The 16,103-nt window shown below is 70.9% G+C and carries 14 protein-coding genes and 1 tRNA gene; 7 read left to right on the forward strand and 8 right to left on the reverse strand.

What is annotated here, in order from left to right; genetic code table 11:
- Window positions 1-216: 216 nt before the first annotated feature.
- Together ABTW72_RS20835 and ABTW72_RS20840 are read right to left on the reverse strand one after the other, a co-directional pair.
- Entirely contained in the window at window positions 217-1,374 is a 1,158-nt protein-coding gene (locus ABTW72_RS20835; RefSeq protein ID WP_350861077.1) for a Kelch repeat-containing protein, read from the reverse strand.
- 25 nt (window positions 1,375-1,399) lie between these two features.
- Window positions 1,400-2,020: an ANTAR domain-containing response regulator gene (locus ABTW72_RS20840; RefSeq protein ID WP_091408093.1), complete on the reverse strand. Its 621-nt coding sequence runs from the start codon at window positions 2,018-2,020 to the stop codon at window positions 1,400-1,402.
- 83 nt (window positions 2,021-2,103) lie between these two features.
- On the opposite strand from ABTW72_RS20840, the gene ABTW72_RS20845 reads away from it, so the two are divergent.
- From ABTW72_RS20845 to ABTW72_RS20855, 3 genes are all read left to right on the forward strand, one after another.
- A tRNA-Leu gene (locus ABTW72_RS20845) sits at window positions 2,104-2,186 on the forward strand.
- Window positions 2,187-2,484: 298 nt separating this feature from the next.
- Window positions 2,485-2,967 (forward strand): hypothetical protein, encoded by a 483-nt coding sequence (locus ABTW72_RS20850; RefSeq protein ID WP_350861079.1) that lies wholly within the window; start codon window positions 2,485-2,487, stop codon window positions 2,965-2,967.
- 84 nt (window positions 2,968-3,051) lie between these two features.
- On the forward strand, window positions 3,052-3,702 hold the full coding sequence (locus tag ABTW72_RS20855; protein WP_350861081.1) for an NAD-dependent epimerase/dehydratase family protein: 651 nt from the start codon (window positions 3,052-3,054) through the stop codon (window positions 3,700-3,702).
- Between the two features lie 3 nt (window positions 3,703-3,705).
- On the opposite strand, the gene ABTW72_RS20860 is transcribed toward ABTW72_RS20855, so the two are convergent.
- Window positions 3,706-4,884, reverse strand: coding sequence for a trans-sulfuration enzyme family protein (locus ABTW72_RS20860; protein ID WP_350861082.1), 1,179 nt, complete (start codon window positions 4,882-4,884; stop codon window positions 3,706-3,708).
- An 83-nt stretch (window positions 4,885-4,967) separates the two neighbouring features.
- On the opposite strand from ABTW72_RS20860, the gene ABTW72_RS20865 reads away from it, so the two are divergent.
- Window positions 4,968-5,447: an Lrp/AsnC family transcriptional regulator gene (locus tag ABTW72_RS20865; RefSeq protein WP_091407895.1), complete on the forward strand. Its 480-nt coding sequence runs from the start codon at window positions 4,968-4,970 to the stop codon at window positions 5,445-5,447.
- A 73-nt stretch (window positions 5,448-5,520) separates the two neighbouring features.
- Window positions 5,521-6,531 carry an LLM class flavin-dependent oxidoreductase gene (locus tag ABTW72_RS20870; protein WP_350861084.1) on the forward strand — a complete coding sequence of 337 codons (1,011 nt, stop codon included), beginning with the start codon at window positions 5,521-5,523 and terminating at the stop codon, window positions 6,529-6,531.
- Between the two features lie 199 nt (window positions 6,532-6,730).
- Here the strand turns inward: ABTW72_RS20870 and ABTW72_RS20875 are convergent, their stop codons facing one another.
- Entirely contained in the window at window positions 6,731-8,962 is a 2,232-nt protein-coding gene (locus ABTW72_RS20875; protein ID WP_350861086.1) for a rhamnogalacturonan lyase family protein, read from the reverse strand.
- Between the two features lie 270 nt (window positions 8,963-9,232).
- Between ABTW72_RS20875 and ABTW72_RS20880 the strand changes: the two genes are divergently transcribed.
- Window positions 9,233-10,693 (forward strand): pyridoxal-dependent decarboxylase, encoded by a 1,461-nt coding sequence (locus ABTW72_RS20880; protein ID WP_350861088.1) that lies wholly within the window; start codon window positions 9,233-9,235, stop codon window positions 10,691-10,693.
- 174 nt (window positions 10,694-10,867) lie between these two features.
- On the opposite strand, the gene ABTW72_RS20885 is transcribed toward ABTW72_RS20880, so the two are convergent.
- The gene (locus tag ABTW72_RS20885; RefSeq protein ID WP_350861389.1) at window positions 10,868-11,863 is read right to left on the reverse strand and encodes a sulfite exporter TauE/SafE family protein; all 996 of its coding nucleotides are present in this window, start codon (window positions 11,861-11,863) and stop codon (window positions 10,868-10,870) included.
- Between the two features lie 317 nt (window positions 11,864-12,180).
- The gene (locus ABTW72_RS20890) at window positions 12,181-12,645 is read right to left on the reverse strand and encodes an RrF2 family transcriptional regulator (protein WP_091407884.1); all 465 of its coding nucleotides are present in this window, start codon (window positions 12,643-12,645) and stop codon (window positions 12,181-12,183) included.
- 291 nt (window positions 12,646-12,936) lie between these two features.
- Between ABTW72_RS20890 and ABTW72_RS20895 the strand changes: the two genes are divergently transcribed.
- Complete coding sequence (locus ABTW72_RS20895; RefSeq protein ID WP_350861090.1) at window positions 12,937-13,605, forward strand: YceI family protein; 669 nt, start codon at window positions 12,937-12,939, stop codon at window positions 13,603-13,605.
- Window positions 13,606-13,673: 68 nt separating this feature from the next.
- Here the strand turns inward: ABTW72_RS20895 and ABTW72_RS20900 are convergent, their stop codons facing one another.
- Window positions 13,674-14,558 carry an acyl-CoA thioesterase gene (locus tag ABTW72_RS20900; protein ID WP_091407879.1) on the reverse strand — a complete coding sequence of 295 codons (885 nt, stop codon included), beginning with the start codon at window positions 14,556-14,558 and terminating at the stop codon, window positions 13,674-13,676.
- Entirely contained in the window at window positions 14,555-16,003 is a 1,449-nt protein-coding gene (gene pyk, locus ABTW72_RS20905; protein WP_350861092.1) for a pyruvate kinase, read from the reverse strand. Before pyk ends, ABTW72_RS20900 begins: the two co-directional genes overlap by 4 nt.
- Window positions 16,004-16,103 lie beyond the last annotated feature (100 nt).

The following is a 16,103-nucleotide window of genomic DNA, read 5'->3' on the forward strand; positions in this document are numbered from 1 at the left end:
GCTATTGGCCCTTGCGGGGGCGGACGAACCAGACCGTCGTCGCCGGTCTGGGGCCGGACGTTATCCCACCGTGGAGCTGTGACGTAAGCCCCAAGCGAGCGGGTTGACCGAACCGTTACACGCCGTGGCGGATTGGAAACGATCCCTGTAAGAACCTTCGGTCGTGAAGCATCTTCACCTTTGTTTCGTCGGCGCCGGCCAGCGGGCTTCCGTCAGCTACCGATCCAGGTCTGAGACCCCCGCCCACCAGGCACGCGACGTTTCCCCATCGTCCGTCACCAGCAGCAGTCGATCTCCCGTCGAGGTCACCGCGACAGCAGTGTCTCCGCTGTCCGGTACCGGCTGCGGCATGGTCATCGCCCGCCATGACTCCCCCATATCGACCGAGAGCCACAGTGCGTGACGGTCCCCGTCCCTCGTCACCGCCACCAACCTCTGCCCGACGGCCACCAGCCCGGCCGCCGACGCCACACCTGGTCCGGCCGCCCCGAATCCGCCCGCCCGCCGCCAGCCCTGCGTCGTCAGCCGCCAACTGCCGAACCCCGCCCGCACCGGCCCGACCGCCACCGGCACGTCGCCGAGCACCGCCACCCGTTGCGCCTGCCCCCGTCCGTCCACCACCGGCAGGGCGGCCCGCTGCCAGCTCCGGCCGTCCGCCGAGGACCAGGCCAACGGCGCCAGCGCGGTACCCCCGGGCGGCAGCAGCGCACCCACCACCAGCCAGCCCGACGGCACGGCGACCGCGTCGTACGCCGCCGTCCGCCCCCGCTCGTCACCAGCCAGCTCCGGTGCCCCCTCCACCAGCGCGAACCCGGCCGCGTCCGGGGAGATCCAGACCGCCGCACCGTCGATCCGACTACCGGCGATCAACCAGCCCTGCGGCCCCGCCGCCAGCCGAGCCACGTTGACCGCGCGCGGCCCGGCGTACCGCTCGAAGGGCGCGTCCACCTCGTGCAGCGCGCCGTCCGGCGCCTGCCTCCAGGTGCCGGTGCGGGGATTGCCGTGCGCGCCCCCGCTCTTCGCCCCGATCGCCGCCAGCCGTCCGTCCCGGCAGGCCGCCGCGGAGAGCACGTGCTGCCGGCCGTAGAACGTCACTGGCGCCGTCGGCAGCGGCTCCCAGGAATTGGCGTCCGAGCTGCTCCAGGCGGCCGGGCGGGTCTCGCCGGCCAGATCGACCACGCCGCCGACCACGTACCACCGGTCGGCACAGGCGGTGGCGTCGCGCACCACCGGCCGACCCGGCGCACCGGGCGTGTCCGGAAGGACCACCGACTGCCAGGCCGGCCGGACCGGTAGCGGCTCCTCACAGTCGGGACAGGCCGAGGCCTCACAGGCGGCCACCAGCACGGCGAGAACGCCGAGTACTGCCCACATCCGCCTCGGCACGGGTCGATGCCGGTCAGGGTGCCGGGAGGGTCACCTCGCCGCCGGCGGTCTCCGCGAGGATCCGCTCGGCAACCTCTTTCATGGTCATCCGGTGGTCCATCGCCGTGCGCTGGATCCACTTGAACGCCTGCGGCTCGGTCATCCCGTACGTGGTCATCAGCGCGCCCTTGGCGCGCTCCACCGACTTACGGATCTCCAGGCGGTCGGTCAGGCTGGCGACCTCCGCCTCCAGGGCCGCGACCTCCGAGTAACGCGACAGCGCGATCTCCACCGCCGGGACGAGGTCGCTCTTCTGGAAGGGCTTCACCAGGTACGCCATGGCGCCCGCCGCCCGCGCCCGCTCCACCAGATCACGCTGGCTGAACGCGGTCAGGATGATCACCGGGGCGATCCGGGCACCGGCGATGCGCTCGGCGGCGGCCAGCCCGTCCATGATCGGCATCTTGATGTCGAGGATGACGAGGTCGGGCTTCAGCTCCTCGGCGAGGCGTACGGCTGTTTCGCCGTCACCGGCCTCCCCCACCACCTCGTAGCCCTCTTCGACCAGCATCTCGGCGAGGTCCAGCCGGATCAGCGCCTCGTCCTCGGCGATCAGTACGCGCCTACGCTCGGCATCCGTCGGCGTCTCAGCCACCAGCCCTACCCCCACCATCGATCACTGCACGGCTACCACCCATGCTCCCGCATGAGAGTAGTCGGGTACAGTAGGCGCCACCCGCCGGGATGGTGGAACGGCATACACGGAAGTCTCAAACACTTCTGCCCGAAAGGGCTTGCGGGTTCGAATCCCGCTCCCGGCACCCTGTCATACACCCGTTCGATGATTCGAGTGTGCATCCACCGCAGATGCGGGCACAGGCCCGCGCCCTCCGCGCTCGCGGACACAGCATTCACTCCGTAGCCCGCACGCTCTTCCTGCCGTACGCGACGGTCTGGCACTGGTGCGTCGATCGGCCCGAACCGGTGAAGCGCGGCACGGAGCTACGGTGCTTCCGATGCCGGCCGGATGTCGAGAATCCGACGGACTCCGCTGCCTATGGCTACCTGCTCGGTCTCTACCTGGGCGACGGTCATCTGGCCGTCTCACCGAAGGTGCCGGTGCTTCGAATCGCTTGCACGGCCATATATCCGGACCTCATCGACGCGTGCGAGGCCGCCATGCTCGCGGTGCTCGCCGCGCGTGTGCAGAGGATTCCCAAGCAAGGCTGCATCTCGATCGAGAGCAGTGGGGCACACTGGCCGTGCCTGTTGCCTCAGCACGGCCCAGGCAAGAAGCACGAGCGACCGATCATCCTGGCCGACTGGCAGCGCGAACTCGTTGCCGCGCACCCGGGCGACTTCCTGCGTGGGCTGTTCCACTCCGACGGCTGTCGGTTCGCCAATCGGGTGACAGTGCGTGGCAGGGCGTACGTCTACCCGCGCTACATGTTCGTCAACGAGTCGGCCGACATCATGGGGCTCTGCCAGTGGAGCCTCGACCTGCTCGGCGTCGCCTGGCGCATGAACCGGCGCAACTCGCTGTCGGTGGCGCGACGCGACGCCGTCGCCACGCTGGACCGGCACGTCGGCCCGAAGTCCTGACCGCTACCCGCGCGGATCACGCTGGCCATGGGAGCCTGGCTGACGATCGAGCCGAAATGCAGGCGACGACAGGGGTGGGATCTGATGCGGGTGGTTGTCTTCGGTGCGACCGGGATGGTCGGTCAGGGCGTGTTGCGCGAGTGCCTGCTCGCCGATGACGTGCGGGAGGTGCTGACTGTCGGTCGGCGGCCGACCGGCGCGCGGGATCCGAAGCTGCGGGAGCTGACGGTCGCGGACGTGGGCGAGTTGGACGCGGTGCGGGCCGAGTTGACCGGTGTGGACGCGTGCTTCTACTGCCTGGGGGTGTCCTCACTGGGTCTGGACGAAGCCGCGTACACGCGGGTCAGCTACGACTACCCGATGGCGGCGGCGCGGTTGTTCGCGCAGGTGAGCCCGCAGGTCACCTTCGTCTACGTCTCGGGTCAGGGGACCGATTCGTCGGGTCAGGGTCGGGTGATGTGGGCGCGGGTCAAGGGGCGTGCCGAGAACGCGATCATGGATCTGCTGCCCAACGGTTACGCGGCGCGGCCGGGGTTCATCCAGCCGACGTACGGTGCCGTGTCGAAGACGCGGTGGTACCGGTTCGGGTACGCGGTCACCCGTCCGCTGTTTCCGGTGCTGCGTCGGTTGCTGCCGAATCAGGTCACCACGACCGACGGGATCGGTCGGGCGATGCTGCGAGTGGCTCGGGAGGGCTCGCCGGTGCGGGTGTTGGGCAACCGCGAGCTGCGCTGACGCTCAGGCGATCGTGTCGAGGGCGTGGGCCAGGTCGGCGCGCAGGTCTTCGGGGTCTTCGAGCCCGACCGAGAGGCGCAGCAGGGCGGCGGCGGGTTTGGCGTCGCCCTCGACCGGCCGGTGGGTGAGTGAGGCGGGGTGCTGGATGAGGGTGTCGACGCCGCCGAGGGACACCGCGTGGGTGATGAGGCGGCAGGCGCCGGCGACGGCGGCCGCGGCGGGCGCGCCGCCGCGTACCTCGAAGGCGATCAGGCTGCCAGGTCCGGACATCTGCCGCCCGACCAGCGCCGCCGGGTCGTGCACCGAGGGGTGGTGCACCCGGTGTACGGCGGGGTGGTCGGCGAGCCAGCCGGCGACTTTCTCGGCGGTGGCCTGTTGGGCGCGTACCCGCAGCGGCAGGGTTTGCAGGCCGCGGTGCAGCAGGTAGCCGCCGAGGGGGTGCAGGATCGCGCCGGTGACCGCGCGGACCTGGCGTAGGCGTACGGCCCAGGTGTCGTCGCAGGCGACGACGCCGGCGAGGACGTCGCCGTGTCCGCCGATGCTCTTGGTGGCGCTGTGCAGGACGAGGGTGGCGCCGTGGCGGGCGGGTTGTTGCAGCACGGGGGTGGCGACGGTGTTGTCGACCAGCAGAGGGATGTCGCCGGCTGCGGCGGCGAGGGCGGCGATGTCGACCAGGTCGAGGGTGGGGTTGGCGGGTGTCTCGACGATGACCAGTGCGGTGTCGGGGCGGATGGCGGCGGCGACCTCGTCGGGGCGCGTCCAGGTGACTGTGGTGCCGAGCAGGCCGGTGGCGAGGACGTGGTCGGTGCCGCCGTAGAGGGGTCGGACGGCGACGACGTGTCGGCGGTCGTCGCGGGCGGCGGCGAGCAGGGTGGCGGTGAGGGCGGCCATTCCGCTGGCGAAGGCGACGGCCTGGGCGGTGCCTTCCAGCTCGGCGAGGGCGGTTTCGAAGCGGGCGACGGTGGGGTTCCAGAGCCGTTGGTAGACGGCGCCGCCGTTGGCCGGGAGCGTGCCGCCGGTGGCGAGTTGCTCGTACGCGGCGCCGCCGTCGTCGACGGAGGGCAGCGGGTTGGTGGTCGACAGGTCGATGGGTGGTACGTGCACGCCGAGGGTGCGCAGGTCGTCGCGGCCCGCGTGGACGGCCCGGGTGTCCATCGTTGTCATGGCGGTAGCGTCGAACATCTGGCGTCTGACGGGCAATGGTTTGGCAGATGATTCTGCGAATTGGGTTGGTTTCCGTCTTGGGTTCGGGAGAGGATGGCGCAATGCCCCCTGAGCCGAATGATCTGCGGCCGCACCCGGCCCTGGATGAGGTGGACCGCGCGATCCTGACCGAGCTGGCGGCGGACGGCCGGCTGCCGAACAACGCCCTCGCCGAGCGGGTGGGTGTGGCGCCGTCGACGTGCCTGACCCGTACCCGGGCGCTGCGTGAGCGCGGTGCGATCCGCGGTTTTCACGCCGAGGTGGATCCGGCGGCGCTCGGTCTGCCGTTGCAGGCGTTGGTGTCGGTGCGGTTGACAGCGCACGAGCGGGCGGCGGTGGACGCGTTCCGGGCCCGGTCGGTGCGGCTGCCGGGGGTGGTGTCGGTGTTCCACGTGGCCGGCGCGGAGGACTACGTGCTGCATGTGCGGGCGGCGTCCGGCGACGCGTTGCGGGACTTCGTGCTGGACCACCTGGCGGTGGACCCGGTGGTGCAGCACACGCAGACCAGTCTGATCTTCGAGCAGGCGCGCGGGATGGGCTGAGCCGGCGGGTGAGGTGGCCGACGAAAACCCGCATGCTGGAACAAAGCCGGTCGGTGACGGGTTGGCTGACCGTGTGATCACCGTACCGTTGTCTGTTCTTGATCTTGCCCCGGTCGCCAAGGGCACCACCGCTGGCGCGGCGTTGCAGGCCACCACGGAGTTGGCCCGCCGCACCGAGGAGTTGGGCTACCACCGGTTCTGGGTGGCCGAGCACCACAACATGCCGGCGATCGCCAGCTCCGCCCCCGCGGTGCTGCTGGCACACCTGGCGGCGAACACCTCGACGATCCGGCTGGGGTCGGGTGGGGTGATGCTGCCCAACCATGCGCCGCTGGTGGTGGCCGAGCAGTTCGGCACCCTGGAGGCGCTGCACCCCGGTCGGATCGACCTGGGCATCGGGCGGGCGCCCGGCACCGACCAGGTGACCGCGCTGGCGTTGCGGCGCACCATGGAGGGCCTGTCGGCGGAGGGTTTCCCGCGCGAGCTGACGGACCTGATGAACTACTTCAGCGGGGAGAAGCCGGGGCAGATCATCGCCACGCCGGGCCGCGGTGAGCAGCCGGCCGTGTGGCTGTTGGGCTCCAGCGGTTTCAGCGCCCAGCTCGCCGGTCTGCTCGGTCTGCCGTTCTCCTTCGCGCACCACTTCAGCTCGCAGAACACCCTGCCGGCGTTGGCCCTGTACCGGCAGAACTTCCGGCCGTCGCAGTGGCTGGACAAGCCGTACGCGATGGTTGCGGTCAACGCGGTGTGCGCGGAGACCGACGAGCGGGCCGAATGGTTGGCCGGGCCGAGCGCCCTGTCGTTCCTGAAGTTGCGCTCCGGGCGGCCGGAGCCGCTGTCCACGCCCGACGAGGCGGCGGCCTACCCGTACTCGGAGATCGAGCGGGAGTTCGTCCTGGCGCGCCGTGACGGCCAGGCGATGGGCTCGCCGGAGACGGTGCGTCGGCAGCTGACCGACCTGGTGGAGCGCACCGGCGCGGACGAGCTGATGCTGACCACGCTGGTGTACGACGTGCAGGACCGGGTGCGGTCGTACGAATTGATCGCCGAGCAGGTGGCGGGCGGTCTGCGCCAGGGCGCGTGAAACACGATCTTCACGTCAGCGTCACCCCGCCGACCCGGACGGTGCCTAATGTTGGTGCCGGTGGTGGTACGGCATTCCCGGTCGGGACGGGTTGGGAATGCCGCGGTGTGGCGCACCGGGCCGGAGCTGAGCGGATTCCGCGGCTGCGGCCCGGTGCCTGCCACCCTAGGCGACCCCGCTCGGGACCGCCAGGGTTGCATCAGCGTAGATGGATGTCCGGCGTGGGCGGGGTGCCCATTGCGTTGCCGATGAAGAACCCCGGGTGCGGCGGTTGGTTGTAGGCGGTGTTCTGCCACGCGATCGCCACCCGATACTGCGGGTCGTGCATCAGGGTGTAGATCCGGGTGCTGGTCGGGGTGGGTGTGCTGTAGATGCGCAGCGCCCGGCTGTCGGTGGTCCGCCAGATCACCTCCTCGCGCCAGTCGCCCAGGATGTCGCCGGAGAGCGCCGGCGTGGACTTGGTGCCGTTGTTGGACGCCACCCCGCTGCCGTCGAGCAGCCGGGTCTCACCGCCGGTGCCGTACTTGTCGATCTTCGTGCCGTCGAGCAGTTCCCGCACCGGGTCGCCGTCCCACCAGGCGAGGAAGTTGGCCGAGGACGGCTTGCGCCCGACGTTCTGCCCCCTGGTGTTGGCCAGTCCGGCGACCGCTGACGACCACGACTCCGCGCCGGGGCTGCCCGCCCAGATGTCTGCGGAGACACCCCGGCCGTTGTCGCCGGACGCCGCCGTGGACCAGAGGACCTGACCGGTGCGGGCGTCGGCGAAGTAGGAGCTGGGCTTGCTGGCGTCCTCGTCGACCTTGAACACCTCCAGGCCGGCGCGGGCCGGGTCCAGATCCCCGACGTGCAGGGCGTCGCCGTGACCGTTGCCCGTCGAGTGGAGCAGCCGGCCGTTGTCGTCGATGGTGGCGGCCCCGTACACGATCTCCTGGCGACCGTCGGCGTCGACGTCGGCCACCGAGAGCTGGTGGTTGCCCTGTCCGGCGGCGGCGCCGTTGCCGGAGGAGTTCGAGTCGAACGTCCAGCGCCGGGTGAGCGTGCCGTTGCGGAAGTCCCAGGCGGCGATCACCGCGCGGGTGTAGTAACCCCGGGCCATGATCAGCGAGGGGCGCTGCCCGTCCAGGTACGCGGTGCCGGCGAGGAACCGGTCCACCCGGTTGCCGTACGAGTCGCCCCAGGACGACACGGTGCCGCGCGGCGGGTCGTAGTTGACGGTGGAGGCGACCGCGCCGGTCTGCCCGTTGAACATGGTCAGGTACTCCGGGCCGGAGAGCACGTAACCGCTGGAGTTGCGATGGTCCGCCGACGACGAACCGATGAGCTGACCGGTGCCGGAGCGAGTGCCGTCGGCGGTCTTCATGGCCACCTCGGCGCGGCCGTCGCCGTCGTAGTCGTACACCTGGAACTGGGTGTAGTGGGCGCCGGCCCGGATGTTGCGGCCCAGGTCGACCCGCCACAACCGGGTGCCGGTGAGTGTGTACGCGTCGACGTAGACGTTGCCGGTGTAGCCGGACTGCGAGTTGTCCTTGGCGTTCGACGGTTCCCACTTGAGCACGATCTCGTAGTTGCCGTCGCCGTTGAGGTCACCGACTGAGGCGTCGCTGGCGCTGTACGAGTAGCTCTCGCCGCTGGGGGTGCTGCCCCCGGCCGGGACCTGCAACGGCACGTCCAGGTAGCCCGCGCCGAACTGCAACGCCGGTGGTGACGCCGTCTGCTCGGCGCCGCCCACCACGGCCCGCACGGTGTACGCCGAGCCGGCCGCCGCGCCACTGTCGAGGTAGTTGGTGGCGCCGGTGATCGGGCTGGCGTTGACCCTGGTGGAACCCCGGTAGAGGTTGAACGCCACCCCGGAGGTCTCGGTGCCGAGCAACCGCCAGGAGACCAGGTTGCCGCTGCCGGAGCGGACGCTGACCAACCCTCGGTCCAGCTTCTCCATCTGCACCACCCCGGCCGGCGGCGGAGGTGTGGTCGGAGGTGGGGTGGTCGGTGGCGGGGTGGTCGGCTCGTCGGTGGGTGGGGCGCCCGTGCAGGTGGTGCCGTTGAGCGCGAAGCTGCCCGGCACCGGGTTGCTGCCGGTCCACGAACCGTTGAAGCCGAACGAGGCGCTGCCGTTCGTGGCGATGGCGGTGTTGTGGTCGACGTTGCGCGCGGTCACCTGGGCGCCGGACTGGGTGACGGCGGCGTTCCACGCCTGGGTGACCTGCTGGCCCGCGGCGTACGACCAGGTGACGGCCCACCCGTTGAGCGGGTCGCCGAGGTTGGTGACCGTGACGTTGGCGCCGAAGCCACCCTGCCACTGGTTGGTGATCTGATAGTCGACCCGGCAGCCGACGGCGGCGGCCGAGGCGACGACCGTGCCGAGGGTGCCGGCCACGACGGTGGCCGCCGTCGTGGCGGCCAGCAGGATCAGCCGATGTCTGGACGGGTGCATGCACTGCCTCCGGGGATCCGGTGATGATCGCTACGACCCACCGGCCCTGCCCGGGAAGCACAGTGGACCAACCCACCGCGACGGTGGCGGGCGGCGATCTGATCGGGGTGAAACGCCCTGGAACTCACGGATCCGACTCACCGCGCATCGTAAGGCAAGCGCTTTCCACTCCGCAACATCGATCATCGTCGCTTGGTTGCGCGTCTCGCTCCTGCCTCGGTGGAGTCCCGTTCCTGCCTCGGTGGGGTCTCGCTCTTGCCTCGGTGATCGATGCCTGATCAACTCGTCCGGGTGAGCGCTCACCACATGGATCCCGCCGAATTCCGTCGCGCCGGCCACGCCGTCGTCGACTGGATCGCCGACTACTGGGCGACAGTGGAGCAACGACCGGTCGCGCCGGCCGACCCACCGGGCACCGTGGCCGCCGCACTGCCCAGCGAGCCGCCCACCACCGGCGGCGAACCGGTCGAGGCGATCCTGGCCGACCTGGACTCGATCGTCGTGCCAGGGCTGACCCACTGGCAGCACCCCGGCTTCTTCGGCTACTTCCCCGGCAACACCTCCGGCCCGAGCGTGCTCGGCGACCTGGTCAGCTCCGGGCTCGGCGTCCAGGGCATGCTCTGGGCCTCCAGCCCGGCCTGCACGGAGCTGGAGACGGTGATGATGGACTGGCTCGCCCACCTGCTGGACCTGCCACAGCGGTTCCGCTCCACCGGCACCGGTGGTGGCGTCATCCAGGACTCGGCGTCCTCGGCGACGCTGGTGGCCACCCTGGCCGCACTGCACCGGGCCAGCGGTGGCCGCTGGCGGCACAGCGGCATCGACCGGCGTTACCGCGCCTACACCTCCATCCACGGGCACTCGTCCATCGAGAAGGCGGCACGGATCGCCGGGCTGGGCAGCGACGGAATCCGGTCGATCGAGGTGGACCCGGACACCCAGGCGATGCTGCCCGGCGCGCTGCGGGCCGCCATCGACGCCGACCTGGCCGCCGGTGACGTACCGGCCATCGTGGTGGCGACCATCGGCACCACCTCCACCACCGCCGTCGACCCGCTGCCGGAGATCGGGGCCATCTGCGCCGAGTACGGAATCTGGCTGCACGTGGACGCCGCGTACGCGGGCGCCGCCGCCGTCTGCCCCGAACTGCGGTGGACGCACGCCGGCCTGGAGTACGCCGACTCCTACTGCTTCGACCCGCACAAGTGGCTGCTCACCGGCTTCGACTGCGACGCGTTCTGGGTGGCCGACCGGGCCGAACTGATCGAGGCGCTGACCGTACTGCCGGAGTTCCTGCGCAACGCGGCCTCGGAATCCGGCGCGGTGATCGACTACCGGGACTGGCAGGTGCCGCTGGGCCGGCGGTTCCGATCCCTCAAGCTGTGGTTCGTGCTGCGCTGGTACGGCGCCGAAGGACTGCGGGCGCACATCCGCTCCGGGGTGGCGCTGGCCGAACGGTTCGCCGAACGGGTCCGCACCGACAACCGGTTCGAGCTGGCCGCGGCGCACCCGTTCTCGCTGGTCTGCTTCCGGCTGCGCGCCGACGACGACACCAACGCGGCGTTGCTGGCCTCGGCGAACGCCACCGGACGGGTGCACCTCACGCACACCCGCGTCGCCGGCCGCTACACGCTGCGGCTGGCGGTCGGTTCACCCCAGACCACCGAAGCGCACATCGACGAAGCCTGGACCCTGCTCTCCGAGACAGCCGACACCCTGCCTACCCCCTAACCCGCGGTCGCCCCGCACCGCTCCCCCACGCCAAGGTCACGCTCGATCCAGGATGTAGGGGCCACGAAACGCCAGGAAGCCACTACATCCAGGATGTTGCACGATCTTGGCGACTCGGCCTCGGCGATGACGGCGTTTGACCGGGCATCGGCGGGTGGGTGGGCGCAACGGGGTTCAGCGTGGGGTGGGCGTACCCGTTGCGGCCAGATCGGCCGGGACCTCGCCGACGGATGCGGCGTCGGAGGCCTCGGCGGGCACACCGGCAGCGGTGGCGGGAGCGGCGGTGCCGGCTTCGGCGGCCTCGGCACGGGCGCGGCGGGTACGGCGTAGGGCGCGCACGGCCAACACCAGGGCGGCCAGCCAGCCGGCGGCGAGCAGGGCGTACAGGGCGGGGCGGGCCGGGCCGTCCAGTTCGGCGGAGCGGATCAGGGTGCGGGCGTTGGTCAGCACGATCACGCCGCCGACTGCCGCGCCGAGCAGTTGGGCGGGCACGATTCGCACCAGCCAGGCGGCCAGCGGGGCGGCGATGAGCCCGCCGATGAGCAGCGCGGCGACGGTGGGGAGCAGGAATCCCTCCGAGCCCAGCCCGATCAGGAAGCCGACGCTGGCCGCGCTGGCCACCACGAACTCGGACGTGTCCACGGAGCCGATCACCTTGCGGGGTTCCATGCGGCCGGAGACCAGCAGCGCGGGGGTGGCCACCGGGCCCCATCCGCCGCCGCCGGTCGCGTCGACGAAGCCGGCGACCAGGCCCAGGGGGCCGAGGAAACGACCGCGGAGCCGTCCGCCGACCCGGTCGGTGCGCAGTGGTCGGGCGAAGCGGATCAGGAGGTACGCCCCGAGCGTGAAGAGGATGCCGGCCATCCACGGTGCGGCGGCCTCGGTGGAGATCGAGCTGAGCAGTGTGGCGCCGGCGAAGGCGCCGATAGCGCCGGGTAGGGCGATGCGGGTCACCACCCGCCAGTCGACGTTGCCGAACCGCCAGTGCGCGACCCCGGCGGCGAGCGTGGTGCCGATCTCGGCCAGGTGCACCGAGGCCGAGGCGGCGGCCGGGGCGACTCCGGCGACCAGCAGCAGAGTGGACGAGGTCAAGCCGTATGCCATGCCGAGCGAACCATCGATCAGTTGCGCGACGAGCCCGACCAGAGCGAGGACCAACAGCTTGCGCACGAGCGCCCCCAGACTTTTCGGCATCTCCTATCGACTTGGTCGACAATGCGCGATGGGGCAGCCAGGGTCAAGCCCCCGATCGGTGGATGGGATGCGGCCGGGCGGTGCGCCGGCCGCGGCCCGTGGCGCAGGGGCCGGGAACCGAGCGGCGGCAATCCAGGCATGCAGGCGCAGGAGTCACGTGGCGCAGGGGCCGGAACGAGCGGCGGCTAATCCAGGCATGCAGGCGCAGGAGTCACGTGGCACCCGGCCGGATAACGAGCCGGCACGCAGACCCAGGTGCCTGGGTCAGCGACCCGGTGATGGGGGGCCGGCGCTCAGATCCAGGCGCGCGGGTCGGCGGCCAGCTCGGTGACCCGCGCGGGCAGGGTGCCGGCGGCGACGTCGGCGACGCTGACCAGTTCCAGGATCTCCCGCTCGCTTGCCCGTAGCGCGATCCAGACCTCCTGGAGGGCGTGCGCCGGGCCGTGGTACCCGAGCTGCTCGGGGCGTTGCCCGCGTACGTGGGCGAGGGGCCCGTCGATGACCCGGATGACCTCGGCGAGGGAGATCTCCTCGGCGGGGCGGGCCAGCCAGTAGCCGCCCTCCGGGCCACGCTGGGCGTGCACGATGCCGCCCCGGCGCAGCTGGAGAAGGATGCTCTCCAGGAACTTCGGCGGGATCTCCTGGGCGCGGGCGATCTGGTCGGCCGTCACCGGCCGGCCGCGCCCGGGGCCGCTGGCCGTCGCGGCAAGCTCGGCGGCCGCGCGGAGGGCATAGTCGACCCGGGCGGAGAGGCGCATGTCGGCAAGGTTAGTCGCTGGTCAACCGGGCGGGCGGGCGACCCTCGGCCGATCGGCCACGCGTCGATGGGAAGCGGCCCCGCTGGCACCCGTCCGGGCCGCCGGGCGGGACCGATGAACGGCCGCCCGTAGGGACCGGTGAAGTACGTCATGATCCACCGCACGGTGGCGGCCGAAATGCCGTTCCGGAGCGTCCCTATGCTGGGCGTGAGTACGAATGTCTGGCCGTTTACCCGGCCACCAGCAACATATTGATAAACACCCGGGTGCGCTCGGGGGGAAGGCAATACGATGACCGATGTCGCGACACGCACCTGGGACGGCATGACCATCCCGGTGGCCGGCACCTATCTTCTCGATCAGGCGCACAAGCGGATCGGTTTCCTGTCCCGGCACATGATGGTGAGTCCGGTGCGCGGCGAGTTCGCCGAGGCCTCGGCGGAAATCTTCGTGGCGGAGGACCCGCTGCTCTCCTCGGTGACGGCCACCATCATGTCGGCCAGCATCACCACCGGGAGTGTCGACCGGGACACGCATCTGAAGAGTGCCGACTTCCTCGATGTGGAGCGTTTTCCCACCCTCGAATATCGAAGCACCGGTATCAAATGGAAGGGCAACGAGGACCCCATCTTCCAGTGGGCGCGCCTGCGCAACCATCGGTTGGGCGGACGAGGCCGAAGTCACATTGTTCCGCCGCAGTCCGACGGCATTCCCGGACGATTCGTCCTCACCGGTGAGCTGACCGTGAAGGGCATCACCCGAGCCGTCGACCTGGAGGTGAATTTCGGTGGTGCTCGTCAGGATCCGTACGGGCAGAACATCTTCGGATTCAGCGCGACGGCCGAGATGAACCGTGAGGACTACGGCCTGCTCTGGAATGTCGTCCTGGAGAGCGGCGGGGTGCTGGTCGGCAAGACGGTGCAGATCGAGATCGCCGGCGAAGCCATCTACCAGGCCTGAAGAACGTCATCCCCGCCAGCTGGCTGGCGGGGATGAGGACGACTACCTGGCGGAGATGAGCCGGAGCGTCAGGCGCCGACGCGACGCAGCAGACCCTCCTGGACAGCGCTGGCGATCTGCCGGCCGTCCGTGGTGAACATCCGGCCGGTGGCCAGCCCACGGGCGCCGGACGCCGACGGGCTCAGGCAGTCGTAGAGGAACCACTCGTCGGCCCGGAACGGCCGGTGGAACCAGAGCGCGTGGTCCAGGCTCGCGCCGACCAACCCGCCCGGCCCCCACACCTCGCCGTGTGCGGAGAGCACCGAGTCGAGCAGGGTGAGGTCCGAGGCGTAGGTGAGCGCGCAGGCGTGCAGCAGGGGGTCGTCGGGCAGTTTGCCGTCGATGCGCATCCAGACGCGCTGGTGCGGGTCGGCGGGCCGGTCGCCGGGGCGGACCCAGCCGGGCTCGCCCACGTAGCGCACGTCGATCGGTCGTGGGATCTGACCCCAGATGCCCAGCCGCTCCGGGTAGCGGGAGAGCCGGTCGGTCATCGTCGGCACCTCCTGCGGCGGGGGCACGTCCAGCGGGGCCGGGGCCTGGTGGTCCAGCCCCTCCTCGGCCCGCTGGAACGACGCCGACATGAAGAAGATCGGCTTGCCGTGCTGGAGGGCGACCGCGCGGCGCACCGAGAAGGACCGGCCGTCGCGGATGTTCTCCACCTCGTACGCGATCGGTTCGACCGGGTCGCCGGGGCGGACGAAGTAGCCGTGCAGGGAGTGCACGAACCGCTCCGGGTCGACGGTGCGGCCGGCGGCGACCAGGGCCTGGCCCGCGACCTGGCCGCCGTACACCCGTTGTGGGCCGACCGGGGGGCTCATCCCCCGGAAGGTCATCTCCCCGGTCGGATCGAGATCCAGCACTTCCAGCAGCTGGTCCACCGCCGCCTGGCCGACCGCGACCCGACCGTCGCTCACTGCAGGGCCCGCGCCGACGCGGCGTCGACCAGCGAGCCGAGCTGGTGTACGCGCAGCGTGTTGGTCGAGCCGGGGGTGCCGGGCGGGCTACCCGCCACGATCACCACGTAGTCACCGGGGTTGGCCCGGTCGAGGCCGAGCAGCGCCTGGTCGACCTGGCGGAACATGTCGTCGGTGTGCTGCACGAACGGCATCAGGAAGGTCTCCACGCCCCAGGTGAGGGCGAGCTGGTCGCGCACCTCGGGGACCGGAGTGAAGGCCAGCAGCGGCAGGTCGCAGTGCAGGCGGGACAGCCGTCGCACGGTGTCACCGGTCTGCGAGAACGCGACGAGGGCCTTGGCGTTGATGGCCCGGGCGATCGACGAGGCGGCGACGGTGAGGGCGCCACCGTGGGTACGCGGGTCGTGCTGCAACCGCGGCACCCCGATGGAACCGGCCTCGGTGGTCGTCACGATCTTGGCCATGGTGCTGACGGTGAGCACCGGGTACTTGCCGACGCTGGTCTCGCCGGAGAGCATCACCGCGTCCGCGCCGTCGAGGACCGCGTTGGCGACGTCGGAGGCCTCCGCCCGGGTGGGGCGGGAGTTCTCGATCATGGAGTCGAGCATCTGGGTGGCCACGATGACGGGCTTGGCGTTCTCCCGGCACAGCTGCACGGCGCGCTTCTGCACCAGCGGGACCTCGTCCAGCGGCATCTCGACACCGAGGTCACCGCGGGCGACCATGACGCCGTCGAAGGCCAGCACGATGGCCTCCAGGTGCTCCACCGCCTCCGGCTTCTCGACCTTGGCGAGCACCGGCCGGAACACGCCCTCCTCGGCCATGATCCCGTGCACGAGCTTGATGTCCTCGGCCGAGCGGACGAAGGAGAGCGCCACCAGGTCGACGCCGAGACCCAGGGAGAAGCGCAGGTCCTCGGCGTCCTTGTCCGACATGGCGGGCACGCTGACCGCCACGTTGGGCAGCGACACGCCCTTGTTGTTGGAGACCGGGCCGCCCTCGGTGACGAGGCAGCGGATGTCGTTGCCGGTGACGTCGGTGACCTCGACGGCGACCCGACCGTCGTCGATCAGCAGCCGGTCACCGGGCTTCACCTCCTGCGGCAGCTTGCGGTAGGTGCAGGAGACCCGCTCCTTGGTGCCGAGAACGTCGTCGCCGGTGATCACGACGGAGTCGCCGGTGCGCCACTCGTGGGGGCCGTCGGCGAACCGACCGAGCCGGATCTTGGGGCCTTGCAGGTCGGCGAGGACGGCGACCGGCTTACCTGTTGCCTCCGACGCCTCCCGGACCAGTCGATAGACCGCCTCGTGGTCGGCGTGACTGCCGTGGCTGAAGTTGAGCCTCGCCACGTTCATGCCGGCCTCGACGAGACCCCGGATGCGCTCCGGGGACGAGGTGGCGGGACCAAGAGTGCAGACGATCTTCGCGCGGCGTGTCACGCCCATCAGGCTAGTCTCTCCTTCAGGTCGGACTCGGGGCCGACCCCTTGCAGGCAGCGGAACAGGTGTCCAACGACGCGCGGTGCGCGTCGGGCCGGCGGGCGGA

Origin of the sequence: Micromonospora sp. NPDC127501, assembly GCF_040302185.1 — a bacterium.
Classification (GTDB): Bacteria; Actinomycetota; Actinomycetes; order Mycobacteriales; family Micromonosporaceae; genus Micromonospora.